General features: G+C 63.4%; 21 protein-coding genes. 9 read left to right on the top strand and 12 right to left on the bottom strand.

Going from position 1 to position 19,496, the window contains the following annotated elements; all coding sequences use genetic code 11:
- Positions 1 to 14: 14 nt before the first annotated feature.
- Positions 15 to 1,118, bottom strand: a complete 1,104-nt coding sequence (locus MMAR10_RS06490) for a DUF2066 domain-containing protein (RefSeq protein WP_011643187.1) — start codon at positions 1,116 to 1,118, stop codon at positions 15 to 17.
- Between the two features lie 145 nt (positions 1,119 to 1,263).
- Between MMAR10_RS06490 and purM the strand changes: the two genes are divergently transcribed.
- Positions 1,264 to 2,304, top strand: coding sequence for a phosphoribosylformylglycinamidine cyclo-ligase (purM, locus tag MMAR10_RS06485; protein ID WP_011643186.1), 1,041 nt, complete (start codon positions 1,264 to 1,266; stop codon positions 2,302 to 2,304).
- Positions 2,305 to 2,320: 16 nt separating this feature from the next.
- A complete protein-coding gene (purN, locus tag MMAR10_RS06480) occupies positions 2,321 to 2,971 on the top strand; it encodes a phosphoribosylglycinamide formyltransferase (RefSeq protein WP_011643185.1) in 651 nt (216 codons plus the stop codon).
- Positions 2,972 to 2,989: 18 nt separating this feature from the next.
- Here the strand turns inward: purN and MMAR10_RS06475 are convergent, their stop codons facing one another.
- Positions 2,990 to 3,580, bottom strand: coding sequence for a TetR/AcrR family transcriptional regulator (locus MMAR10_RS06475; RefSeq protein ID WP_011643184.1), 591 nt, complete (start codon positions 3,578 to 3,580; stop codon positions 2,990 to 2,992).
- Positions 3,581 to 3,712: 132 nt separating this feature from the next.
- On the opposite strand from MMAR10_RS06475, the gene MMAR10_RS06470 reads away from it, so the two are divergent.
- The 3 genes from MMAR10_RS06470 to arfB all read left to right on the top strand — a co-directional run bounded on the left by MMAR10_RS06470 (position 3,713) and on the right by arfB (position 5,531).
- Positions 3,713 to 4,570 carry an NAD(P)H-binding protein gene (locus MMAR10_RS06470; RefSeq protein ID WP_011643183.1) on the top strand — a complete coding sequence of 286 codons (858 nt, stop codon included), beginning with the start codon at positions 3,713 to 3,715 and terminating at the stop codon, positions 4,568 to 4,570.
- Positions 4,567 to 5,043, top strand: a complete 477-nt coding sequence (locus MMAR10_RS06465; RefSeq protein WP_011643182.1) for a DUF1772 domain-containing protein — start codon at positions 4,567 to 4,569, stop codon at positions 5,041 to 5,043. Before MMAR10_RS06470 ends, MMAR10_RS06465 begins: the two co-directional genes overlap by 4 nt.
- Positions 5,044 to 5,111: 68 nt before the next feature.
- Positions 5,112 to 5,531, top strand: coding sequence for an alternative ribosome rescue aminoacyl-tRNA hydrolase ArfB (gene arfB, locus MMAR10_RS06460; protein WP_011643181.1), 420 nt, complete (start codon positions 5,112 to 5,114; stop codon positions 5,529 to 5,531).
- Position 5,532: 1 nt separating this feature from the next.
- Here arfB and MMAR10_RS06455 read toward each other — a convergent pair whose 3' ends face one another.
- Positions 5,533 to 6,771 carry a winged helix-turn-helix domain-containing protein gene (locus MMAR10_RS06455; protein WP_011643180.1) on the bottom strand — a complete coding sequence of 413 codons (1,239 nt, stop codon included), beginning with the start codon at positions 6,769 to 6,771 and terminating at the stop codon, positions 5,533 to 5,535.
- A 138-nt stretch (positions 6,772 to 6,909) separates the two neighbouring features.
- On the opposite strand from MMAR10_RS06455, the gene MMAR10_RS06450 reads away from it, so the two are divergent.
- On the top strand, positions 6,910 to 8,385 hold the full coding sequence (locus MMAR10_RS06450) for a S41 family peptidase (protein ID WP_011643179.1): 1,476 nt from the start codon (positions 6,910 to 6,912) through the stop codon (positions 8,383 to 8,385).
- A 188-nt stretch (positions 8,386 to 8,573) separates the two neighbouring features.
- On the opposite strand, the gene MMAR10_RS16120 is transcribed toward MMAR10_RS06450, so the two are convergent.
- From MMAR10_RS16120 to ndk, 6 genes are all read right to left on the bottom strand, one after another.
- A complete protein-coding gene (locus tag MMAR10_RS16120; RefSeq protein WP_011643178.1) occupies positions 8,574 to 10,055 on the bottom strand; it encodes a pentapeptide repeat-containing protein in 1,482 nt (493 codons plus the stop codon).
- A 112-nt stretch (positions 10,056 to 10,167) separates the two neighbouring features.
- A complete protein-coding gene (locus MMAR10_RS17145) occupies positions 10,168 to 10,611 on the bottom strand; it encodes a hypothetical protein (RefSeq protein ID WP_233353884.1) in 444 nt (147 codons plus the stop codon).
- Positions 10,556 to 11,413 (bottom strand): hypothetical protein, encoded by an 858-nt coding sequence (locus tag MMAR10_RS16885; RefSeq protein WP_011643177.1) that lies wholly within the window; start codon positions 11,411 to 11,413, stop codon positions 10,556 to 10,558. The genes MMAR10_RS17145 and MMAR10_RS16885 overlap by 56 nt, the downstream gene beginning before the upstream one ends.
- Positions 11,414 to 11,537: 124 nt before the next feature.
- Complete coding sequence (locus tag MMAR10_RS06430; RefSeq protein ID WP_011643176.1) at positions 11,538 to 12,554, bottom strand: adenosine deaminase; 1,017 nt, start codon at positions 12,552 to 12,554, stop codon at positions 11,538 to 11,540.
- A 73-nt stretch (positions 12,555 to 12,627) separates the two neighbouring features.
- Positions 12,628 to 13,254 carry a LysE family translocator gene (locus MMAR10_RS06425; RefSeq protein WP_011643175.1) on the bottom strand — a complete coding sequence of 209 codons (627 nt, stop codon included), beginning with the start codon at positions 13,252 to 13,254 and terminating at the stop codon, positions 12,628 to 12,630.
- 128 nt (positions 13,255 to 13,382) lie between these two features.
- Positions 13,383 to 13,805, bottom strand: a complete 423-nt coding sequence (gene ndk, locus MMAR10_RS06420; RefSeq protein WP_011643174.1) for a nucleoside-diphosphate kinase — start codon at positions 13,803 to 13,805, stop codon at positions 13,383 to 13,385.
- A 214-nt stretch (positions 13,806 to 14,019) separates the two neighbouring features.
- Here ndk and MMAR10_RS16670 point away from each other — a divergent pair, with 214 nt between their 5' ends.
- The 3 genes from MMAR10_RS16670 to MMAR10_RS06405 all read left to right on the top strand — a co-directional run bounded on the left by MMAR10_RS16670 (position 14,020) and on the right by MMAR10_RS06405 (position 18,285).
- Positions 14,020 to 15,600, top strand: coding sequence for a sterol desaturase family protein (locus MMAR10_RS16670; RefSeq protein ID WP_011643173.1), 1,581 nt, complete (start codon positions 14,020 to 14,022; stop codon positions 15,598 to 15,600).
- Between the two features lie 230 nt (positions 15,601 to 15,830).
- Positions 15,831 to 17,711, top strand: coding sequence for an ABC-F family ATP-binding cassette domain-containing protein (locus MMAR10_RS06410; protein ID WP_011643172.1), 1,881 nt, complete (start codon positions 15,831 to 15,833; stop codon positions 17,709 to 17,711).
- A gap of 259 nt (positions 17,712 to 17,970) precedes the next feature.
- Positions 17,971 to 18,285 carry a hypothetical protein gene (locus MMAR10_RS06405; RefSeq protein ID WP_011643171.1) on the top strand — a complete coding sequence of 105 codons (315 nt, stop codon included), beginning with the start codon at positions 17,971 to 17,973 and terminating at the stop codon, positions 18,283 to 18,285.
- A gap of 27 nt (positions 18,286 to 18,312) precedes the next feature.
- On the opposite strand, the gene MMAR10_RS16115 is transcribed toward MMAR10_RS06405, so the two are convergent.
- The 3 genes from MMAR10_RS16115 to MMAR10_RS06390 are packed head-to-tail and all read right to left on the bottom strand — an operon-like array spanning position 18,313 to position 19,467.
- Positions 18,313 to 18,669: an I78 family peptidase inhibitor gene (locus MMAR10_RS16115; protein WP_011643170.1), complete on the bottom strand. Its 357-nt coding sequence runs from the start codon at positions 18,667 to 18,669 to the stop codon at positions 18,313 to 18,315.
- A gap of 13 nt (positions 18,670 to 18,682) precedes the next feature.
- The gene (locus MMAR10_RS06395) at positions 18,683 to 19,018 is read right to left on the bottom strand and encodes an I78 family peptidase inhibitor (protein ID WP_011643169.1); all 336 of its coding nucleotides are present in this window, start codon (positions 19,016 to 19,018) and stop codon (positions 18,683 to 18,685) included.
- The gene (locus MMAR10_RS06390) at positions 19,015 to 19,467 is read right to left on the bottom strand and encodes a DNA polymerase III subunit chi (RefSeq protein ID WP_011643168.1); all 453 of its coding nucleotides are present in this window, start codon (positions 19,465 to 19,467) and stop codon (positions 19,015 to 19,017) included. Before MMAR10_RS06390 ends, MMAR10_RS06395 begins: the two co-directional genes overlap by 4 nt.
- Positions 19,468 to 19,496: the final 29 nt, after the last annotated feature.

The following is a 19,496-nucleotide window of genomic DNA, read 5'->3' as shown; positions in this document are numbered from 1 at the left end:
CGCCGTCGCGCGTCTCAGCGGGCTGACAGAACGACCCAACCCAGTCCGGGATGTTCTTCAATTGTGGCACCGCGCGCGGCAAGCTCGGAGGCCAGCTGCTCGAACGCGCCCCGATAATCCACGGTCATGCGCGCGCCATCACGCGACAGTGCATCCAGCTGGGCGCCTTCGACCAGCGAGGCGCGGCTGAGCGCTTCCTGCAGGCGGAGCCATTCGTCCAGACTGCCATACATGACCGTCACCCGCAGCGAGGTCGTCTCGAAATCACGCACCACCGAGCGGCGCTTCCAGTCGTCCTCGCGGTCGGTCACGAAAGCGCGGGCTGCATCACTCCAGCCACCATAGACGATTTGCGGGCCCCAGGTGTCGGTGACGATCTCACCGGTCGGCTCGACGGTAACCAGATAGCCACCGAAACGACGCACCCCATCGCGCTCTCCGGCCCGCAAGATCGCGATCCGGTTGGTGCCATACATGGCGGCCGTGTTCACGAGCGCGCCCTCGTCCAGCTGCAAGGCCTGGCGTGGCGTGATCGGCACCGGGACCGAGCGCGATGGACGGTCGGGAACCAGGACCGGCGTCAGCGAGCTGTCGAAATCCTGGCTGGTCCAGGCCGAGCGCCAGGGATTGTCATCCCACAGGCTGAAACCATTCGCGCCTTCATGCACCGGAAGCACCAGCAAGGGCCGGGCCTGCGATTCGACAAAAGGCACGCCATAGGCATCCATGACGCGCCGAACGGTACGCGGATCGAAAGTCACTTCCAGCTCGGCCAGATAGCGGGTGGCGCTGCGCTGCTCGTCGGAAATCTGCAGGCCGGCAATCATCTCGGCGATGATGGCCGGATCCAGTGCCAGGCCGGAGACCATCTCGCCGGTGGGCGACAGGTGGGCTTCCAGTTCCAGCTCGGTGCCGGCCCGGTCTTCAGCCAGGGTCAGGCGCTCGATCAGGCGACGCGCCGCAGCGGTCTGGCCCTGGCGCATGGCCGATGTCTGGGCCTGAAGCGCGTTGTCGGCGGTCGCATCAATGGCGACACCGGAAATCGTGTAGGGGTCGTCGGCCAGGGCTGCCGGCAGGCAGGCGAGGCTCAGGCTGAGCGCAGCTATGATGAAACGCACGGTGGCGACTCCTGTTACTTGGACTGTGCCCGCACTATAACCACACCCTGCCGGGCGTGAAGCCCGCGGCTTGCGTCCGGGGCGTGTTTCGACATACACCGCGCCTGTTTTTACAGACCTGTTTTTGCAGAGGTAAGGAAACGGCATGTCCGGAACCGGAAACCCAGATCGCCCGAACGGGCTGACCTATGCCGATAGCGGCGTCTCGATCGATGCCGGTGACGCCCTGGTCGACCGCATCAAGCCACTGGCCGCAATGACGCGCCGGGCGGGTGCGGCGGCGGACCTGGGCGGCTTCGGTGGCGCCTTCGACCTCAAGGCGGCCGGCTATACCGATCCCATCCTCATTTCCGGCACTGACGGCGTCGGCACCAAGCTGAAGCTTGCGATTGCCACCGGCAAGGTCGACACGGTCGGCATCGACCTCGTCGCCATGTGCGTCAATGACGTGCTGGCCCAGGGTGCCGAACCGCTCTTCTTTCTCGACTATCTGGCCTGTTCCAAACTCGACCCGGCGCGCGGCGAGGCCATCGTCTCGGGCATCGCGACCGGCTGCAAGGACAGCGGTTGTGCCCTGATCGGCGGCGAGACGGCGGAGATGCCGGGCATGTATGAGGGCGATGATTTCGATCTGGCCGGTTTTGTCGTCGGCGCCGCCGAGCGCGGTCGCCTGCTGCCGGACCATGACCGGATGGCCGCCGGCGACGTGCTGGTCGGTCTGGCATCCTCGGGCGTCCATTCGAACGGTTTCTCGCTGGTCCGCAAGGTGGTCGAGCTGTCCGGTCTGGCCTGGTCGGACGAGGCGCCTTTCTCACCCGGTCAGACGCTGGGCGAAGCCTTCCTGGCGCCGACGCGGCTCTATGTGAAATCCTGCCTGCCGCTGATCAAGTCCGGCCTGATCACCGGCCTGGCCCATATTACCGGCGGTGGCCTGGTCGAGAACCCGCCGCGCATGCTGCCGGACCATCTCATCGCCCATATCGATTACAATGCCTGGACCCTGCCGCCGGTCTTCCAGTGGCTGGCCGAGGCCGGCGGAATATCCGCCCATGAAATGCACCGCACCTTCAATTGCGGCATCGGGATGTTGCTGGCTGTTTCGCCGGACAAGGTTGATGCGACAATGGAAGCGCTTGCGCTGACTGGCGAGACCGCCATGATCATTGGCGAACTCAAACCGGCCTGACGTGAGGGGCATACCGATGGCGAAAACCAAGATCGCCGTGCTCATCTCCGGGCGCGGATCCAACATGCAGGCCCTTGTCGAGGCGGCGAAGGACGAGGATTTTCCGGCCGAGATCGTGCTGGTCGCGTCCAACAATCCGGACGCCGCCGGGCTCGAAATCGCCCGCGCTGCCGGCATCGAGACCGAAGTCGTCGATCATCGCGAATATGATGATCGCGAGGCCTTCGAAGAGGCCCTCGACTCAACCATCAAGCTCTATGGCGCCCGCATTGTCTGCCTGGCCGGCTTCATGCGTATCCTGACACCCTGGTTCACGGAGCGATGGCGCGACCTGCTGATCAATATCCACCCCTCCCTGCTGCCGGCCTTCAAGGGTCTGCACACGCATGAGCGGGCGCTGGAAGCGGGCGTTCGCATTCATGGCTGCACGGTCCACTATGTCCGCCCGGAGATGGATGACGGGCCGATCATCGGCCAGGCCGCTGTGCCTGTCCTGCATGGTGATACCGCCGAGACCCTGGGTGAGCGCGTGTTGCATGCCGAGCATGCGCTCTACGCCCAGTGCGTCGCCCTCGCCTGCTCCGGCAAGGCGCGTGTGGCCGGCGAACGGGTGCGGCTGCAGGTGCGTGAGTTCGGCGCCGAACTGCTGATGAACCCGCACGACTGACGGGCGGTCGCAAACGGCTCAACCGGTCCGCATCAAGGCCTGTCGGGCGAGCCGCTTCATCGCTTCGACATAGCGCGCCTGCGTCCAGTGGCAGTCCTCCACCAGGCTTTCCCAATTGCGGACCGATAACAGGGTCCACAAGAGATCAGTCGCCGCGGCCTCATCCAGGCCGTCGCGCAGAATTCCGTCTGTTTTCAAGGCAGTGACCGCGGCCATGCAGCCTTCGCGAAGGGCTGACATCCGGTCATCCCAGGCCAGTTTCGCAGCCTCATCGGCGGGCGCCATGTCCAGCAAGGCACGACAGACCGGATGCACGACCGGGATGTAATTGCCCCAGGCGTCAATGAAGGCGTCCAGCCTTTCCGGGCCTGACATCGCGGCCCGACTGGCAGCCAGGCGGGCATCGATATCACTCTCGGCATCAACGAATCGGGTCACCGCGATCAACAGCTCGGCGCGGGTACTGAAATGCAGATACACGGCCTGGCGGCTGACGCCGGAAGCCCTGGCGATATCGCTCATGCGGGTCTTCGCGCCCTGTCCCTTCTCGAGCAGGGTCCAGCAAGCCCGCAAGATCCGCTCGCGCGTCGACATTCCATCATCCGGCATGGCCCCGGCCTTTCCACTTGCCGCCGCAACGACGCGGTCCGGCGCAGGATTGATTGCACTTGACACGACGTCAAGTCAGTGGCGCTTGACGCCATGTAAAGTTTACACCGCGTCAAGTCAAAGGAAACCGCCATGACCGCCATCGACCAACCTGCCGACATCCTCGTCCTCGGCGCCACCGGCAAGACCGGCCGCCTCATCGTCAATGCGCTGCAATCGCGCAATATCCCTGTCCGTCCCGGTTCCCGCGATGCCGAACGCCCGTTCAGCTGGCAGGACCGTGATGGCTGGGACCATGCCCTGCAGGGTGTGCGCTCGGTCTATATCGCCTATGCGCCGGATCTCGCCGTGCCCGGCGCCCCGGACGACATCGCCGCCTTCACCGACCGCGCCCGCAAAGCCGGCGTGGAGCAACTCGTCCTGCTGTCCGGGCGCGGTGAACCCGAGGCGCAAGCCAGCGAGACCATCATCCGCCAGAGCGGGCTGCGCTGGACGGTGATCCGCTCGAGCTGGTTCTTCCAGAATTTCGACCAGGGTGCCTTCCAGCCCATGGTCGCGGCCGGAGAACTCGCCCTGCCGGTCGGACAGACCGCCGAACCCTTCATCGATATCCGCGACATTGCCGATATCGCGGTCGCGGCGCTGACCGGCACCGAGCATGACGGCCAGCTCTATGAAGTGACCGGTCGGAAATTGCTGAGCTTTGCCGATATAGCGGCCCTGATCACCGAGCGGACCGGCCGTCCGGTCCGCCATGTCGACATTCCGCACCAGGCCTTTATCGACGGCGCCCGCGCCGCCGGCCTGCCACAGGATCATATCTGGTTGCTCGACTATCTGTTCTCGACCGTGCTGGACGGTCGCAATGCCCGGGTCATGGACGGTGTCGAACGGGCCCTGGGCCGGCCTCCGCGCAGCTTTGCCGACTACGCCGCCTCGGTTCCGGCCGATGCCTGGGCCGCCACACCCGCTGCCGGGCTGGCGTCATGATCGCCCTGACCCTACTCGCCCAATTACTGGGTCTCGGTGCCGGCCTCATCGCCGGCATCTTCCTCGCCTTCTCCGACTTCGTCATGCCCGGTCTCGATAAGGCCGGGCCGGGCGGCGGCGCCGATGCCATGCGCGGCCTCAACCGGACGGTCTACAAGTCAATTTTCCTGGTGCTGTTGAAAGCCCTGGTGCCGCTCGCCCTGGCCCTGGCCGTGGCCGCCTTCCTGTTCGGGCGGCCGGGCATGGCGATCTGGCTGGGACTGGGCATGGCCAGCCATGTCGGGCCGGTCCTGCTGGTCACCGGGCTGCGCAATATACCGATGAACAACCGCCTGCAGTCACTGGCCAGTGACCCGGACGGCACATCCGCCTACTGGCCGCAATATGTCGAGCGGTGGAGCGGCTGGAACCATGTTCGCACAGCCGGGGCCGTCCTCACCTGTGCCTGCTTCCTGCTCGCCGCCCTCGCATGACCGGGCAAGCTCACTTGCGATCAGACCCGCAAGCACGGCAATAAGGAGGCGTGCTTGCGGAGTCTGTCATGCTGATTGCCCAGACCATCCTGATCGACGAGGCCGAGATCGAGGAGCGTTTCATCCGCGCCTCCGGTCCCGGTGGCCAGCATGTCAACAAGACCGAGAGCGCCGTCCAGCTGCGCTTCGACCTCGCCGCGAACACCACCCTGCCCGACGCCGCCAAGCGCCGTCTGGTGCGGCTGGCCGGCTCACGCATGACCAAGGATGGCAGCCTGGTCCTGAAAGCCGATAGCCACCGCGAACGCGAGCGCAATCGTAGCGATGCCCGTGACCGCCTGCGCAAGCTGATCGAACAGGCGCTGATCGCCCCGAAACCACGCAAGAAAGCCCGACCATCCCTGGCGTCGATCAAACGGGTGAAAGCGGCCAAGGCCCAGAAGTCACAGGTAAAATCGAGACGGCGCAAGCCGGGCTCGGAGGACTAGCTCAAGGTCCGTCACACAGGGTTGCATCCCCGATCCGGGCAATTCCTTCAGCGCACAATGCCTCAGCAGAAGGCGCATCGCCATTCGCCCGCAGCAGCTCGGCCAGCTCAGAAAGCGCCTCGCGATTGTAGGGATCCCAGTACAGCACTCGCCGGTACCAGAATTCGGCCGTCACCGGATCTGATCGCGCGGCATGGTCGCGGGCAATCATCAAACCCATGGGACTGTACCACGGGCGCACCAGCACAGTCTGGTCGTCATAAACCCGACCCATCGCGTCATAGGCGCGTTCCAGATAGGTCAGTGCAAGATCATCCTCACCGCGAATGGAGTGGATGTCGGACAGGTTGATCCACGCCTCCCAGGCGTCCGGATCTATCGTCAGGGCCTGATTATAAGCCTCGACCGCGGCGTCCAGTGCCCCTTGTGCCGACAGCGACAGGCCAAGGGCCCGGTAGCCAAGCGGATAGTCCGCATCCGCGGCAATGGCCCGTCGAGCCAGAGATTCCGCCCGATCGAGCCGACGCGCCGCGTCTTCCTGATCGCCGATCCGGTTTGCGACGGCATTGCCTATGCGCGACGTACCGAGCTCGGCCGGCCATTCATCCACCGTACCGCGTATGACGCGCTGGGTTATTGTATTGGCCAACCCGGCCAAGGCCCGGGCATTGTCGGACTCCAACTCGAGGGCGGCCTCGTAGAGCCGCATCGCCGCCTCGTTCGCGTCATATTCGAACTGGTAGTAAAAACCCTCGGCGCGATCGACGAGTTGCAGGGCGCGATCCTCAGGGGCGGAATTGGCAGCGACCTGGTCACGGGCCAGCCAATAGGCCGGAAACGCGGCCAGCAACAGCAAGGCACCGCAGACACCCCAGATCCAGTTCGGTACCAGGCGCGCAATCATCGCCGGGCTGACCGGTATCGCGCTCACCGGCTCGAGCAGTCGGTAGCCCCGCTTCGGAACAGTTCCGACATAACGCGGCGAGCGCGACGGGTCTCCAAGGGCACGGCGCAACTTCCAGACACAACGCCCCATGGCATCTTCATTCACCGTGACACCGGGCCATATCCGGGCGGAGATGGTTGCGCGCGAAACGACCTCTCCTTTGGCTTCAGCCAGCAGGCACAACAAATCCATCACCTTGGGTTCCAGCTCCCGGACCCCTTCCGGACCGGTCACCTCACAGGAAGACGGCTCGACGCGCCATGCGCCAAGGAGAAATGGCTTGCTGTAATCCATTGAATTACGGATTCCTTTTTCCGGTCAGAAAAAAGTCAGATAGACGGGAAACTCTCGTCATGGTGATCGACCGGCGAAGACTTCACCGTTTTCAACGACGGGCCTTGCCCCGCCCCAAGGAAGCCATGAGAGACCCAGATGTTCAAGCAATTCACCCTCTGCCTCGCCGTTTTGATCGCCGGGCAAGGCGACGCACAATCGCCGACCGACGCCGAGGCGGAGGCGCCTCGGCTGTTCTCGCCACAAGCCATTCGCACGGATTTTGACCAGCTTTATGCCGGATTGCGCGAAGCCCACGCCGATCTGTACGCGGCGACCCCGCAGTCGGTCATGGATCAGCGCCATGCCGAGATGCGAGCGGGATTCGATACACCGATGTCAGTTCCGGAGATCGCGCGGGAATTCCAGGTATTCACAGCGCTCGCTCGCCACGCTCATGCCCGCATACAAACCGGCGGTGAGGCCTACCAGGCCTTTCGCGCGGCGGGCGGGCGGGTCCTGCCTCTAACCCTTTCAATTCGCTCCGGGCGGGTCTTTGTGGAAACGAATGCATCCACCGCCGACGCCTTGCAGCCGGGCGACGAAATCCTGAGCCTGAATGACCTGCCCAATACCGTATGGATGCCCCGCCTGCTGCGACATGTTTCCGCTGAAACCCCTCGCTTCGGTCAGACCATCCTGGAGTTCCAGCTACGCCCCCTCATCTGGCAGGAGTGGCCGGATCTCACCGAGGTGGTGCTCGATGTCCGGCATGTCGACGGTCAGCGGTCGCGAATCGAGGTGGAGTTTCGCAACAGCGAGGATATGGCAGCAGCCCTGGAGGGGCGGCAGGAACCCTTCCGTCTCGATTCCCGGGACGCGAGGATGCTGGGCGGGCAAACCGCTTATCTGCGCCCCTTCGCATTCTTCAACATCGAGCCCGGTGGCGATGTGTGGGATCCGACCGATTTCATCCGGTTTGTCGATGACAGCTTCCTGGCTTTCCGTGCAGCCGGAGCACGACACCTGATCATCGACTTGCGCGACAATCCCGGTGGCGACAATTCATTCTCCGACCCGATGCTGGCCTGGGTGGCCGATCAACCATTCCGGTTTTCCTCACGCTTCACGGTCCGGGTCAGCCCGCAAAGCACGGCTGCCAATCAGGCGCGGTTCGACGCCATGGACGTGCCCAGCGGCATGACAGCGACCTATGCCGAGCTTTACGATGCAACGCCGGCTGGCGACCTGATCGAGATCGACCTGCCATACGCCCAACCGCGACCGGCTGACGACCGGTTCGAGGGCGATGTCTATGTGCTGGTCAATCGCTACAGCTTCTCCAATGCGGTTTCCGTCGCGGCCCTCGTGCAGGATTATGGTTTCGGCGAGATCGTTGGCGAAGTGACGGCCGACATGGCGACCACCTATGGCGCGATGGAAACCTTCACGCTCGCCGAGACCGGCATCGCGGTTGGCTATCCCAAAGCCCATATCGTGCGGCCGAACGGAAACCTTGTTTCACACCCGGTCACACCCGACATTCGCCTCGACTTTCCGGTCGTGCGCGGGCGCGATGATGTCGTCCTCGACCAGCTGATCGCCCTCATCCAGGAGCGGTCAGGCACAGAGTGACCGGGCTCGGGATGGCCAGCACATCAACAAGACCGAGAGTACCGTCCAGCTGCGATTCGACCTCGCCGCGAAGCCTCGCAAGAAAGCGCGGCCATCCCTGGCGTCGATCAAACGCGTGAAAGCCGCGAAAGCGCAGAAGTCACAAACCAGGTCGATACGCCGGAAGTCGGGATCTGAGGACCAGACGGCTATTTCGGCGACGAAACCGCAGCCCCACAGCTGGAGCTGCGGTCACTCCCGTCTGCCATCCTGGTGCGGCAGAAGGTCATGGTGCCGGAGACCGGGATGCTGGCCGCGTTCTGCGCGCCAAAAAGATTGGCATCCGTCAGGTCCGCCGAGTCGAGCCGGGCGCCGCTTAGCTGGGCGCCGACCAGTTGAGCCGAGTTCAACCGGGCATTGGCCAGGATCGCACGCGTCAGATCGGTCCCGAACAGGATGGCCCCTGTCAGGTTGGCGCGAGTCAGGTTGGCGCCTGTCAGATCAGCGCCGATCAAGTTGGCTCCACTCAAGTCGGCACCGGTCAGATCGGCGCCAGCAAGGTCAATCCCGGAAAGGTCGGCGTAGGACAGATTGGCACCGGCAAGGATGGCCCGTTGCATGTTGCTCTCAACAATCCGGGCATTCGACAACTCGACAGAGGTGAAATTGGCGCCGGTCAGGACCATCCCGTAAATCTGCACACCGGTCAGGTTGATGGTGCGAAAGTCATTTCCCGGAAAAATCGCCTGGCTCAAGGAGGCATGGCTCAGGTCCAGTCCGGTCAGGCGGGCATCCCGGAGCAATGTCGTGCGATCGATTTCGGCCGCCTCGACATTGGCTCGGGACAGGTCGGCGCCCTGAAAGTCGAGCCCCGTGAGGTCTTGGCCAGAAAGATTGGCGCCACGAAGAATGGTGCCGGTGAATATCACATTGCGCGGCAATGGACGGCCGGAGAAACTCACATTCGACAGATTGGCACGCGCAAAATTGGTGCGGGTAAGCTCGGCGTCGACGAGGTTGGCCCCAGACAGGTTCGCGCCCGACAGATTGGCATCGGTCAGCAGGGCGCGGGAGATATCGGCGCCAATCAGCGACGCGTTGGCGGCCTGGGCAAAGCGAAGATCACAGCCGACACAGGCCCGGTTTTGCAGGAGACGCTGCTGGGCGTTGCGATCAACGAGATGGCGCGTCTCGGCACGCACTCCAAGCTCCACACAATCGCGATTGAGGACCACTGTTGCGCTCAGGCGAGTATTGCAAAGGCGGGCCTGATTGATCTCATAGCCCAGTTCCCGGGCCCCTGTCAGATCCGCGCCGGTGAGATTGGCACCGGTCAGGGAGGTGTTGCGCAGCAAAGCACCTCGAAAGTTTGCGCCGACAAATCTTCCCGTGGAGAGGTCAGCCTCGGTCAGATCGGTATTCGAGAGATCCGCGCGGTCCAGATTGGCATCCGGAAACCGGGATCGGCTGAGATTTGCGCCGGACATGTTCGCGCCGGACATGGTAACCCGCTCGAAGCTTACATCTGCCAGCGCGGCGCCGCTCAAATCGACCCCCACCAGATCTCGCGGCATGACCCGGACAAGAATATGTTCGGGGATCACCCGCTCCTGATTGGCCTGCGCCTCGACCGCAGCGGTCGAGGTCAGCAACGAAAGTCCCATGATCGAAATCGAAATCAATGCCCGCATGTTCCGCCCCTAAAACTGGTTTGCGGCCACTATACAGGATACGGGCAGCTCGTATGCCTTTAATTCCAAATGGGTATTGCGAACACCGGCAGGCAGCTGCCCATCTTGTCCGCTAGCTGACGCCCTCCACCACCGCCTCAATCTCCGCCAGATGACGCTCGATCTCTTCTTCCGGCAGGAAAGCGCCGCGGAAGGAGTTCTTCGCCAATTCGATAATCTCGTCGGCGGTCAGGTCGATGGCGGCGGCGGTGCGGATGTAGTTGTCATTCACACAACCGCCGAAATAAGCCGGGTCGTCGGAATTGACCGTGGCCCGCAGGCCCAGCTCGCCGGCAGCGGTGACCGCCTGCGCCAGTTGATCGAACAGGCGCTGATCGCGCCCAAGCCCCGCAAAAAAGCGCGGCCTTCCCTCGCGTCGATCAAGCGGGCGAAAGCAGACAAGGTCCCGAAAGCGCAGGCAAAATCGAGACGGCGCAAGCCGGGCTCGGAGGACGATTGAGTCAATCAGTTGGCGCCAAGAGCGGTCGGGAGACGTCGCTCTCACCGAGGAAAACATAGCGGTGGTAGGCATCAGCCTCGATCCCGAGCACCCCGGCCTCGATCGCTTCATCCAACGACATGACACGGTGTTCGCCCAAATCGACATAGCCGGCTGAGGCATGAGGGCCGCATTCGGTCACGCCATCGGCGCGACGACAGGACCAGGCTTCACCACCGAGAACACCCAGCCGAAGACTGTAAACTTCATCCGGGTTGGCAAGTGAGCCAATCGTTTCCAAATGCAAGTCCCCATACACAAATGGCGTCCTGCGAGCATGGACATTGCCGACGAGGATCAAGATGTTGTCCGCATCGCCGATAAAACGCCGCGCCCGGCGCAGCATGGCCTGATCCCGAATGTGCGGAGTATCGTCCAGGTCCGCATCGGCGACCGGGTCGAAATCTACTGCGACGAGGTCAATTGAGGCGCCCGCCGCGCGATGGCGGCGCACCGCGTCTATCAGAGACAGCATTGCAATGCTGGAACGGCCATCCCGACTGCTCTCCCAGAACCACGACCCGGCGGTCAGTGCGGCAATGGCGGTTTCGCTGCCGTCGGACGACAGATAGGCCTCCAGCCGGTCTTGTTCGGTCGCGCTCATCTCCAGGCCGAGGATGGTATGATCGCCACGCGCGACACCCTGGCATATCAGGCTTGCCGTAAACGCCGGGGCCTGCTGCGTGCCATGAAGCTCGCCCAACAGGACGAGCCGGCCGTCAGCCTCGTCCAGCAAGGTATCAGCCCCCGATATCAGCCCGCACTCGGCGACTGACGGCTCCTGCAGAGCCACCAGCATCGCAATCATAGTCGCCAGCATAATCATACACCCCCAGATTGATATGGGTAAAAATGCGCGAAAGAATTGGGCCAGACTATGACGGACTGATCCCGCCACATTTGGACAAGCTCAGATCGAAACCTTCAGGGGCAGATCAAAACAATCAGGCCACGCCCTCCACCACCGCATCAATCTCCGCCAGATGGCGCTCGATCTCCGCCTCCGGCAGGAAAGCGCCGCGGAAAGAATTCTTCGCCAGTTCGATGATCTCGTCGGCGCTCAGGTCGATGGCGGCGGCGGTGCGGATGTAGTTGTCATTCACATAGCCGCCGAAATAAGCCGGGTCGTCGGAATTGACCGTGGCCCGCAGGCCCAGCGCCAGCATGCGTTTCAGGGGGTGGTCTTCCAGCCGCTTGATGCCGCACAGGCGCAGATTGGAGAGCGGACAGACCGTCAGCGTCATCTGTTCGCGGCCAAGGCGGGCGACCAGAGTGCCGTCTTCCAGGGCGCGATTGCCGTGATCGAGACGGTCGACCTTCAGCAGGTCCAGCGCTTCATGAATGTATTCCGGCGGCCCCTCCTCACCGGCATGGGCGACCCGCAGCAGGCCCAGCTCGCCGGCAGCGGCGAAGACGCGCTGGAATTTCGACGGCGGGTGACCGAGCTCGGAACTGTCCAGACCGACACCGTCGATGCGCTCCAGGTGCGGCTTGGCCATTTCCAGCGTCTCAAAAGCCGCCTCCTCGGACAGGTGACGCAGGAAACACAGGATAAGCTTCGAGGTGATGCCGAGCTCCGACTTGGCCCTGTCCAGCGCCCGGGTGATCCCGTCCACCACCGTCGCGAAGGCGATGCCGCGATCGGTATGGCCCTGCGGGTCGAAGAAGATCTCGACATGGCGGACATTCTCGGCGTCGACACGCTGGAGATAGGCCCAGGTCAGATCGAAGAAATCCGCCTCGGTGATCAGCACATTCATGCCGACATAATAGACGTCGAGAAAATCCTGCAGGTTGGAAAAATCGTAGGCGGCGCGGATTTCCTCGACCGAGTTGAAGGGGATTTCGATCCCGTTGCGCCGGGCCAGCTCGAACATCAATTCCGGCTCGAGCGAGCCTTCGATGTGAAGGTGAAGTTCAGCCTTGGGCAGGGCTTGCACGAGACGGGCGATATCGGACATGGCAGCTCTCCGGCGCTTGGGGGAGCGCCATGGTCTGCTGCGTTACCGCTCCACGCAAGGGGCGGCCTGCGGCTCAGGCCGACAGGATCAACCAGATCGTGAACATCAGGATGCCGGCAATGGCATAGTTCAGCCAGCGCGCCGAGGCGCCTTCGGCCAGCAGGCGCTTGAGACCGCCACCGACGAAGATCCAGAGCAAACCGCAGGGCGCGCCGAACAGGATGAAGGCGGTCACGAAAATACCGACCCGTTCGATCGGCGTGTCGGCCAGCGCGACATAGGCGCCTGCCGTCGAGACCGCCATCAGGATGGCCTTGGGATTGATCGCCTGGAACAGCGCAGCCTCCCAGGACCGGAAGGGGCGCGAGCGGTCTTCCCTGGCGGTCGCCGCGCGGCTGCCGGCCTTGCCGATAGCCCAACCGGCATGGGCGAATTTCCACGCCATCCAGACCAGCCAAAGCGAACCGCCAATCCGGACCACATCCAGCATGACCGGGAAACGCCCGATCAACTCACCCAGTCCGAACACCGAAGCGATCAAGAGCAGGTTGAAGCCGAAATTCACGCCCAGCCAATGCGGCAGCGTTGCCCGCACCCCGAACAGGGCGCTCGACGACATCATCATGATATTATTGGGGCCGGGCGTGACGGACATGATCACGACGAAGGTCACCAGGCTGGCAATCAGGGGCATGTCCATCGCGCAACTCCTCACACCACTCTGCGAGCGCAGTTAGGCAGCGCCGCACGCCCGCGCAACGCGTTATGCACAAAAAAGAAAGGCCCGGCAGGATACCGGGCCTTTTTTGTCTGAATTTGCAGCTGGGATCAGCCGACGATTTCGTCATCCGAGAAGAAGAAGGGAATTTCTTCCGCTGCAGTTTCCGGGGCGTCGGAACCATGCACCGAGTTGGCTTCGATCGACTCGGCGAAGTCCTTGCGGATCGTGCCGGCATCAGCCTGCTCAGGGTTCGTCGCGCCCATCACGGTGCGATACTTGGCGATGGCGTCTTCGCCCTCCAGGACCTGGACCACGACCGGGCCGGAGATCATGAAGGTGACGAGGTCGTTGAAGAAGGGACGCTCCTTGTGGACGCCGTAAAAACCTTCAGCCTGCTCGCGCGACAGACGGATGCGCTTTTGCGCGATGATGCGCAGGCCGGCAGCCTCGATCTTGGCGTTGATGGCGCCGGTCAGATTACGGGCAGTGGCGTCGGGCTTGATGATGGAGAAGGTGCGTTGGATCGCCATGGGAGAAGTCCTCGAGACTGAAACTGTGATTGTCCGGGATCACCCCGGCCTGTGGATTCGCGCGGCTTATAGCGGGCGCAGGCCATCAGGGGAAGTCATTGCGTCTTTCGGGCCTGCCTCCGGGCCGTAAGCCGCTTGTTTTTGGCCAATTCGGAAGAAATGCCCCTTACCACCACACGGAATACGTGTACCGTCGGCGGAACCGGGGGATTCAATGCCAACACCAATTCAAGTACTGCTGGATCCGGTATCGCTCGCGATATTGGGCCTGTTCGCCACCATGATCGTGATCGAAGCGATCTTCCCGGCGCGCAAGCTGCCGGCCGTCAAGGGGTGGCGATTTCGGGCGCTGGTCATGTTCACCGCCTATTTCTTCCTCTCCGCCTACCTGCCCATGATCTGGGACCCGCTGCTGGCCCCCTATCAGCTGTTCGACCTCAGCGGGCTGGGCCTTCTGGGCGGCAGCGCGGTCGGCATTCTTGTCTTTGAATTCGGGGTCTATGTCTGGCACCGCGCCATGCACGGCAATCGTTTCCTGTGGCTGGGCTTTCACCAGCTTCACCACAGTGCCGAGCGGGTCGACACATTCGGCGCCTTCTATTTCAGTCCGCTCGATTCCATCGGCTTTGCCTTTGTCGGCAGTCTGGGCCTCACCCTTCTGGTCGGGATCGAGCAACAGGCCATCACGGTCACCCTGCTGGCGACGACCTTCCTCGCCCTGTTCCAGCACACCAATATCCGCACGCCACGCTGGCTCGGCTTTTTCCTGCAACGCCCCGAAAGCCACAGCCACCATCATGAGCGCGGCGTCCACGACAAGAACTTCTCGGACCTGCCCCTGTTCGACATCATCTTCGGGACCTTCAAGAACCCGAAGGAATTCGCGGCCGAGAACGGGTATTGGGACGGTGCGTCGTCACGGATCGGTTCGATGCTCCTGTTCCGCGATGTCAGCGAACCACCCGCCAGCGGCGCGGGTCAGGCCAGATCCGGTGAGACAGCGGTGACCGCGCGCTTCGAGGGCGATATCCCGGCCGCCTATGACCGCTATCTCGGCCCGGTCCTGTTCGATCACCACGCGGGCGACCTCGCAGGTCGGGTCCCGGTCTCGGCCGGCAGTCATTTGCTGGAACTGGCAGCTGGAACCGGCATCCTCACCGAGAAGCTCCTCGCCCGCCTGCCCGACGGTGCAAGGCTGGAAGCGACGGACCTGAATGGCGACATGCTGACCATCGCCCGCCAGCGTACCGGCGATCCGGATGCTGTGACCTTCAACACCGCCGATGCCAGCGCGCTTGATTACCCCGACGCGGAATTTGACGCGATCACCTGCCAGTTCGGCGTGATGTTCTTCCCGGACAAGGTCGCCGCCTATCGCGAGGCCCGTCGGGTTCTCAAACCGGGCGGTCGTTATGTGTTCAATGTCTGGGGCAGTTGGGCGACCAACCCGTTTGCCGAAATCGCGGATGGCGTCGTTGCGCCATTGATCGGCAAGGACGAGCCCAGCTTCTATGCCGTCCCCTACAGCTATCACGATGCCGGGACGATTGAGGCCGATCTGCGGGCCGCCGGATTTACAGATATCCGGATCGACATCCTGTCCCGGGTCCACAGCAAGGCCGATCTCGAGGCGTTCGCGCACGGCCTCATTCTGGGCAATCCCGTCGCCGGGCAGATCCGCCGCAATGACGGAGATGTCGAGGCGGCGATCGCGGCGCTGACCCGACGCTTCGAAGAGGAATTCGGCCCGGACGGCGATATCCCGATGGAAATCCTGGTCATCGAGGCCGGCTGACAGGGGGCGGGCACAGAACTTGTCTGGCTTGACGCCGGAGCGGTCTCGATTGGAAGAACATAAGGGCTGACATCGCGACCCGTCGCGGAGTGATCCATAAATCGCTTGTCAGCCAGCAGGCCGTGTCCGCTTCTTCAGCTCAAGGGTGAAACCGCAAAGCGGCCGCCCTCCATCGGGCTCAGCGCGAATCTGTTGCGCCAGCCGAAATCCCGCGCTAACCGCCATGCACCATGTTGCACATCAACGATCTCACCTATCGCATTGAAGGGCGGATGCTCTTTGATCAGGCGACGCTCTTCCTGCCGGCCAAGACCAAGATGGGTCTGGTCGGTCGCAACGGGACGGGCAAATCGACCCTGTTCCGCCTGATCCGCGGCGAGATCGCCTCCGAAGGCGGCGATACCAGTGTTCAAAAAGGCGCTCGCGTCGGCTCGGTCGCCCAGGAAGCGCCGGGCGGGGATGACAGCCTGATCGATGTGGTGATGGCCGCCGACACCGAGCGCGCCGCCCTGCTGGCCGAGGCGGAAACGGCAACCGAGCCCAATCGCATCGCCGAGATCCAGACCCGGCTGGCCGATATCGACAGCCACACCGCCGAGGCACGCGCCGGGTCGATCCTGGCCGGTCTCGGCTTTACCGGCGAGGAACAGCGTCGGCCCTGCCGCGAGTTCTCGGGCGGCTGGCGGATGCGCGTGGCCCTGGCGGCGACGCTGTTCGCGCGCCCCGACCTTCTCCTGCTGGACGAGCCGACCAACTATCTCGATCTGGAAGGGGTGATGTGGCTGCAGACCTATCTCAAATCCTTCCCCGGCGCCGCCCTGGTGATCTCGCACGACCGTGACCTGCTGAACGGAGCGATGCAGAAGATCGCCCATCTCAAACAGGGCAAGCTGACCGTCTGGGATGGTGGTTATGATGATTTCGAAAAGGCGCTGGCAGAGCGGCAACGCCTGCAGATGAAGATGGTCGAGAAGCAGGAGGTCGAACGCCGCCACCTGCAATCCTTCGTCGACCGCTTCAAGGCCAAGGCGTCGAAGGCCAAACAGGCCCAGTCGCGGGTCAAGCGGCTGGAGAAGATGCAGATCGTGGCGACCCAGGTCGAGGACCCGGTGGCGCCCTTCAACTTCCCCAGCCCGCAGCGCCGAATGGCGCCGCCGATCGTCCGCATGGTCAATCTCCAGGCCGGCTATGCGCCGGGCAAGCCAGTGCTGCGCGACGTCAATCTCAATATCGATACCGAGGACCGGATCGGCATTCTCGGCCGCAATGGTGCCGGCAAATCGACCATGGCGAAACTCCTGTGCGACCGGCTGGCGCCGCTCGACGGGCATCTGCGCAAGCACAAGAAGATGCAGATCGCCTATTTCGCCCAGCACCAGATCGACAGCCTGTCACCGGACATGTCGGCCTATCAGCACATTATCGAGCTGATGCCCGACGCCACCGAGGCCCAGCGCCGGGCCCGTCTGGCGACTTTCGGCCTGCCCGGTGACCGCCAGGAAACCCCGGCCGATACGCTGTCGGGCGGCGAGAAGGCCCGCCTCCTGTTCAACCTGATCACCTTTGAGGGCCCACACCTCCTCATCCTCGACGAACCGACCAACCATCTCGACATGGACAGCCGCGCCGCCCTGATCCAGGCGATCAATGAGTATGAGGGCGCCGTCGTCCTGATCTCGCACGACCGGCATCTGATCGAGAGCTGCGTCGACCGGCTCTGGGTGGTCGGCGATGGCACGGTCAAACCCTATGACGAGGATATCGAGACCTATCGCCAGTCCCTGCTCGGCCGCGCGCCCAAGGACGGCCCGAAGAAGAAGGCCGCCGCCACCGACGAAAAGTCCGTCGCCCGCCGCTCCGCCGCCGATCAGCGCAAGGCGCTCAAACCCCTGCGCGACGAGATCGCCCGCTGGGACAAGGAAGCCGACCGCCTGCGCGGCATTATCGACGTCATCGACAAAGCCCTCGCCGCCCCCGGCCTCTATCAAAAAGACCCCAAGACCGCGACCGACCTCCAGATCAAGCGCGCCAAAGCCGTGGAGCTATTGGACACGGCCGAGATGAGCTGGCTGGAAGCAGAAGAAAAGCTGGAAGCGGCGGAGGCGGGGTAGCAGGGCTTAATACCTTGGATTTAAAAGTCTTCCGCCGCCACTTGTCCCATTAAGAAACCATTCGTATTTGCGCTCATACAATATGAGCACACTGGAATGAGGTGGATGGATCAATGGGATCCGATGGCGCGCTGCCGGGCGTCGCTCACCAAAGGTTTGATGGCCCGGTGGTACATGACCTGGTCGATATGACCCCTGCCGGGCCCGTCGGGTCCGGTAGTCGTGTTGTTTCGCGCGGGCTGAATGGCGGGAACGGGTCATGAAGGTCGAAGGATCGCTGCCGCCCCGCCCCGCCGGTTTTCGCAAACAGGCCAGCCCGATGAAGCCGGGCCCTGCCGCCTCGCGGCCGGACCACAGCTTTCACAGCCCCGACGAAATCCGGGTGGATGTCGTCATGCCCACCGACGCGGATTCGCATGATGATGCGTCTCTGGACGCAGAAGACGACGCCAACCTGTTGAGCCGCGAAGATGCGCTGTCGACGGCCCAGGTGGTGGGTAGCTGGCTGGCCCGTGATGCGCTGTCCCTGACCAACCATCATGTCGCCCGGCTGCAGCACCTGTTCGCCGGTTGATGGCTGACCATCGTCGGCGCGAGGCGCTCAGCCGCAGGCCATGCTTTCCACGACATCGCTTTCATTGACGCGGATGGTCAGCCGGTCGGGCCGGAAATCCATGGTCACGACCGAATTGGGACCGACGACGCGATAGGTGTCGGGCATGGCGCCATGGGGAACATTGAGCCGCGGCTGGCCGACATAGTGTTGCAGGTCTTCCATGCCGCATGTGCCGGTGATCGGTGCGCGGACCTCACTGTCCTGAACGTCTTCGGCGGCGCCCAGCGGCGGCAGTTCGGCGACGGTCTGCGGCGGCGCGACCTGACCGCGCCCGGTCAGACCGCAGCCGGTCAGGCCTGCGCCAACCAGCGAACAGCTCAGCGCAATCAAAACAGCTCTCATCGGCACCACTCGCTCAACCACACCAGGGCCGCAGGATGACACCCGCCTCGTCGAGGTCAAGATTGAGCCGTTCGCGGCGATAATCGCGGGTGACCGGCATGCCCGGATGGATGACCCGGATATTGCCGTGCAGGGTTTCCAGATCGACCTCGTCGATGCGCTGGCCGACCAGATAGCCCATCGCACTGGCGCCGCACCAAGCATTGGGATCGACGCTGTTATCGCCCATCGAGTCGTCCGCGAAGTCCGGCACCGGCATGACCGTATCGCCGCCATCTATGGCGCTGCCACCGGTGGTGCAGGCGGCAACGGACAGCCCGGCCAGCGCAATCAGCAAATAACGTGTCATGCCTTCTTCTCCCATCGGCCTTCCGGCGACTGGCGCCAGTAGGATACCGTACAGCCCTCAGCCGAGGCTTTCTTCCACAGCGCGCGCGCGTCGGTCACCGCCATTTCGTCCTGCCCGTCAAACATGACAATCATGCGGTCAAAGGATGACGGTTTTTCGGGCTCGGCGCCATCGAGCAGGAAAAGACAATGAGCCCCGTTCGGATTGGCTTCGTCCTCGGCAATGAGGACCGGCTGGCGCTCAGGCGAACCGGCCTCGACCTGGCCATGCGGCAGGAATGAGTCCTCGCGCCAGGTCCACAAGAGCTGGTCGATCGCCTCGCGGCGCTTGGCATCGGGCGAACGCACCAGCGCCCGCCAGCCGCGCGCCAGTGTCTTTTCCAGCAGCTCGGGCAGGACCTCGTCCAGCGAGGAGCGCTCGAGATGATAGAACCAGAGATCGCCGCTCATCGTCCTCTCCGACAGCCGATATGAAAAGG

This window comes from Maricaulis maris MCS10, assembly GCF_000014745.1.
GTDB classification, from domain to species: Bacteria; Pseudomonadota; Alphaproteobacteria; order Caulobacterales; family Maricaulaceae; genus Maricaulis; species Maricaulis maris_A.
This window is presented reverse-complemented; position numbering and strand designations above follow the sequence as displayed.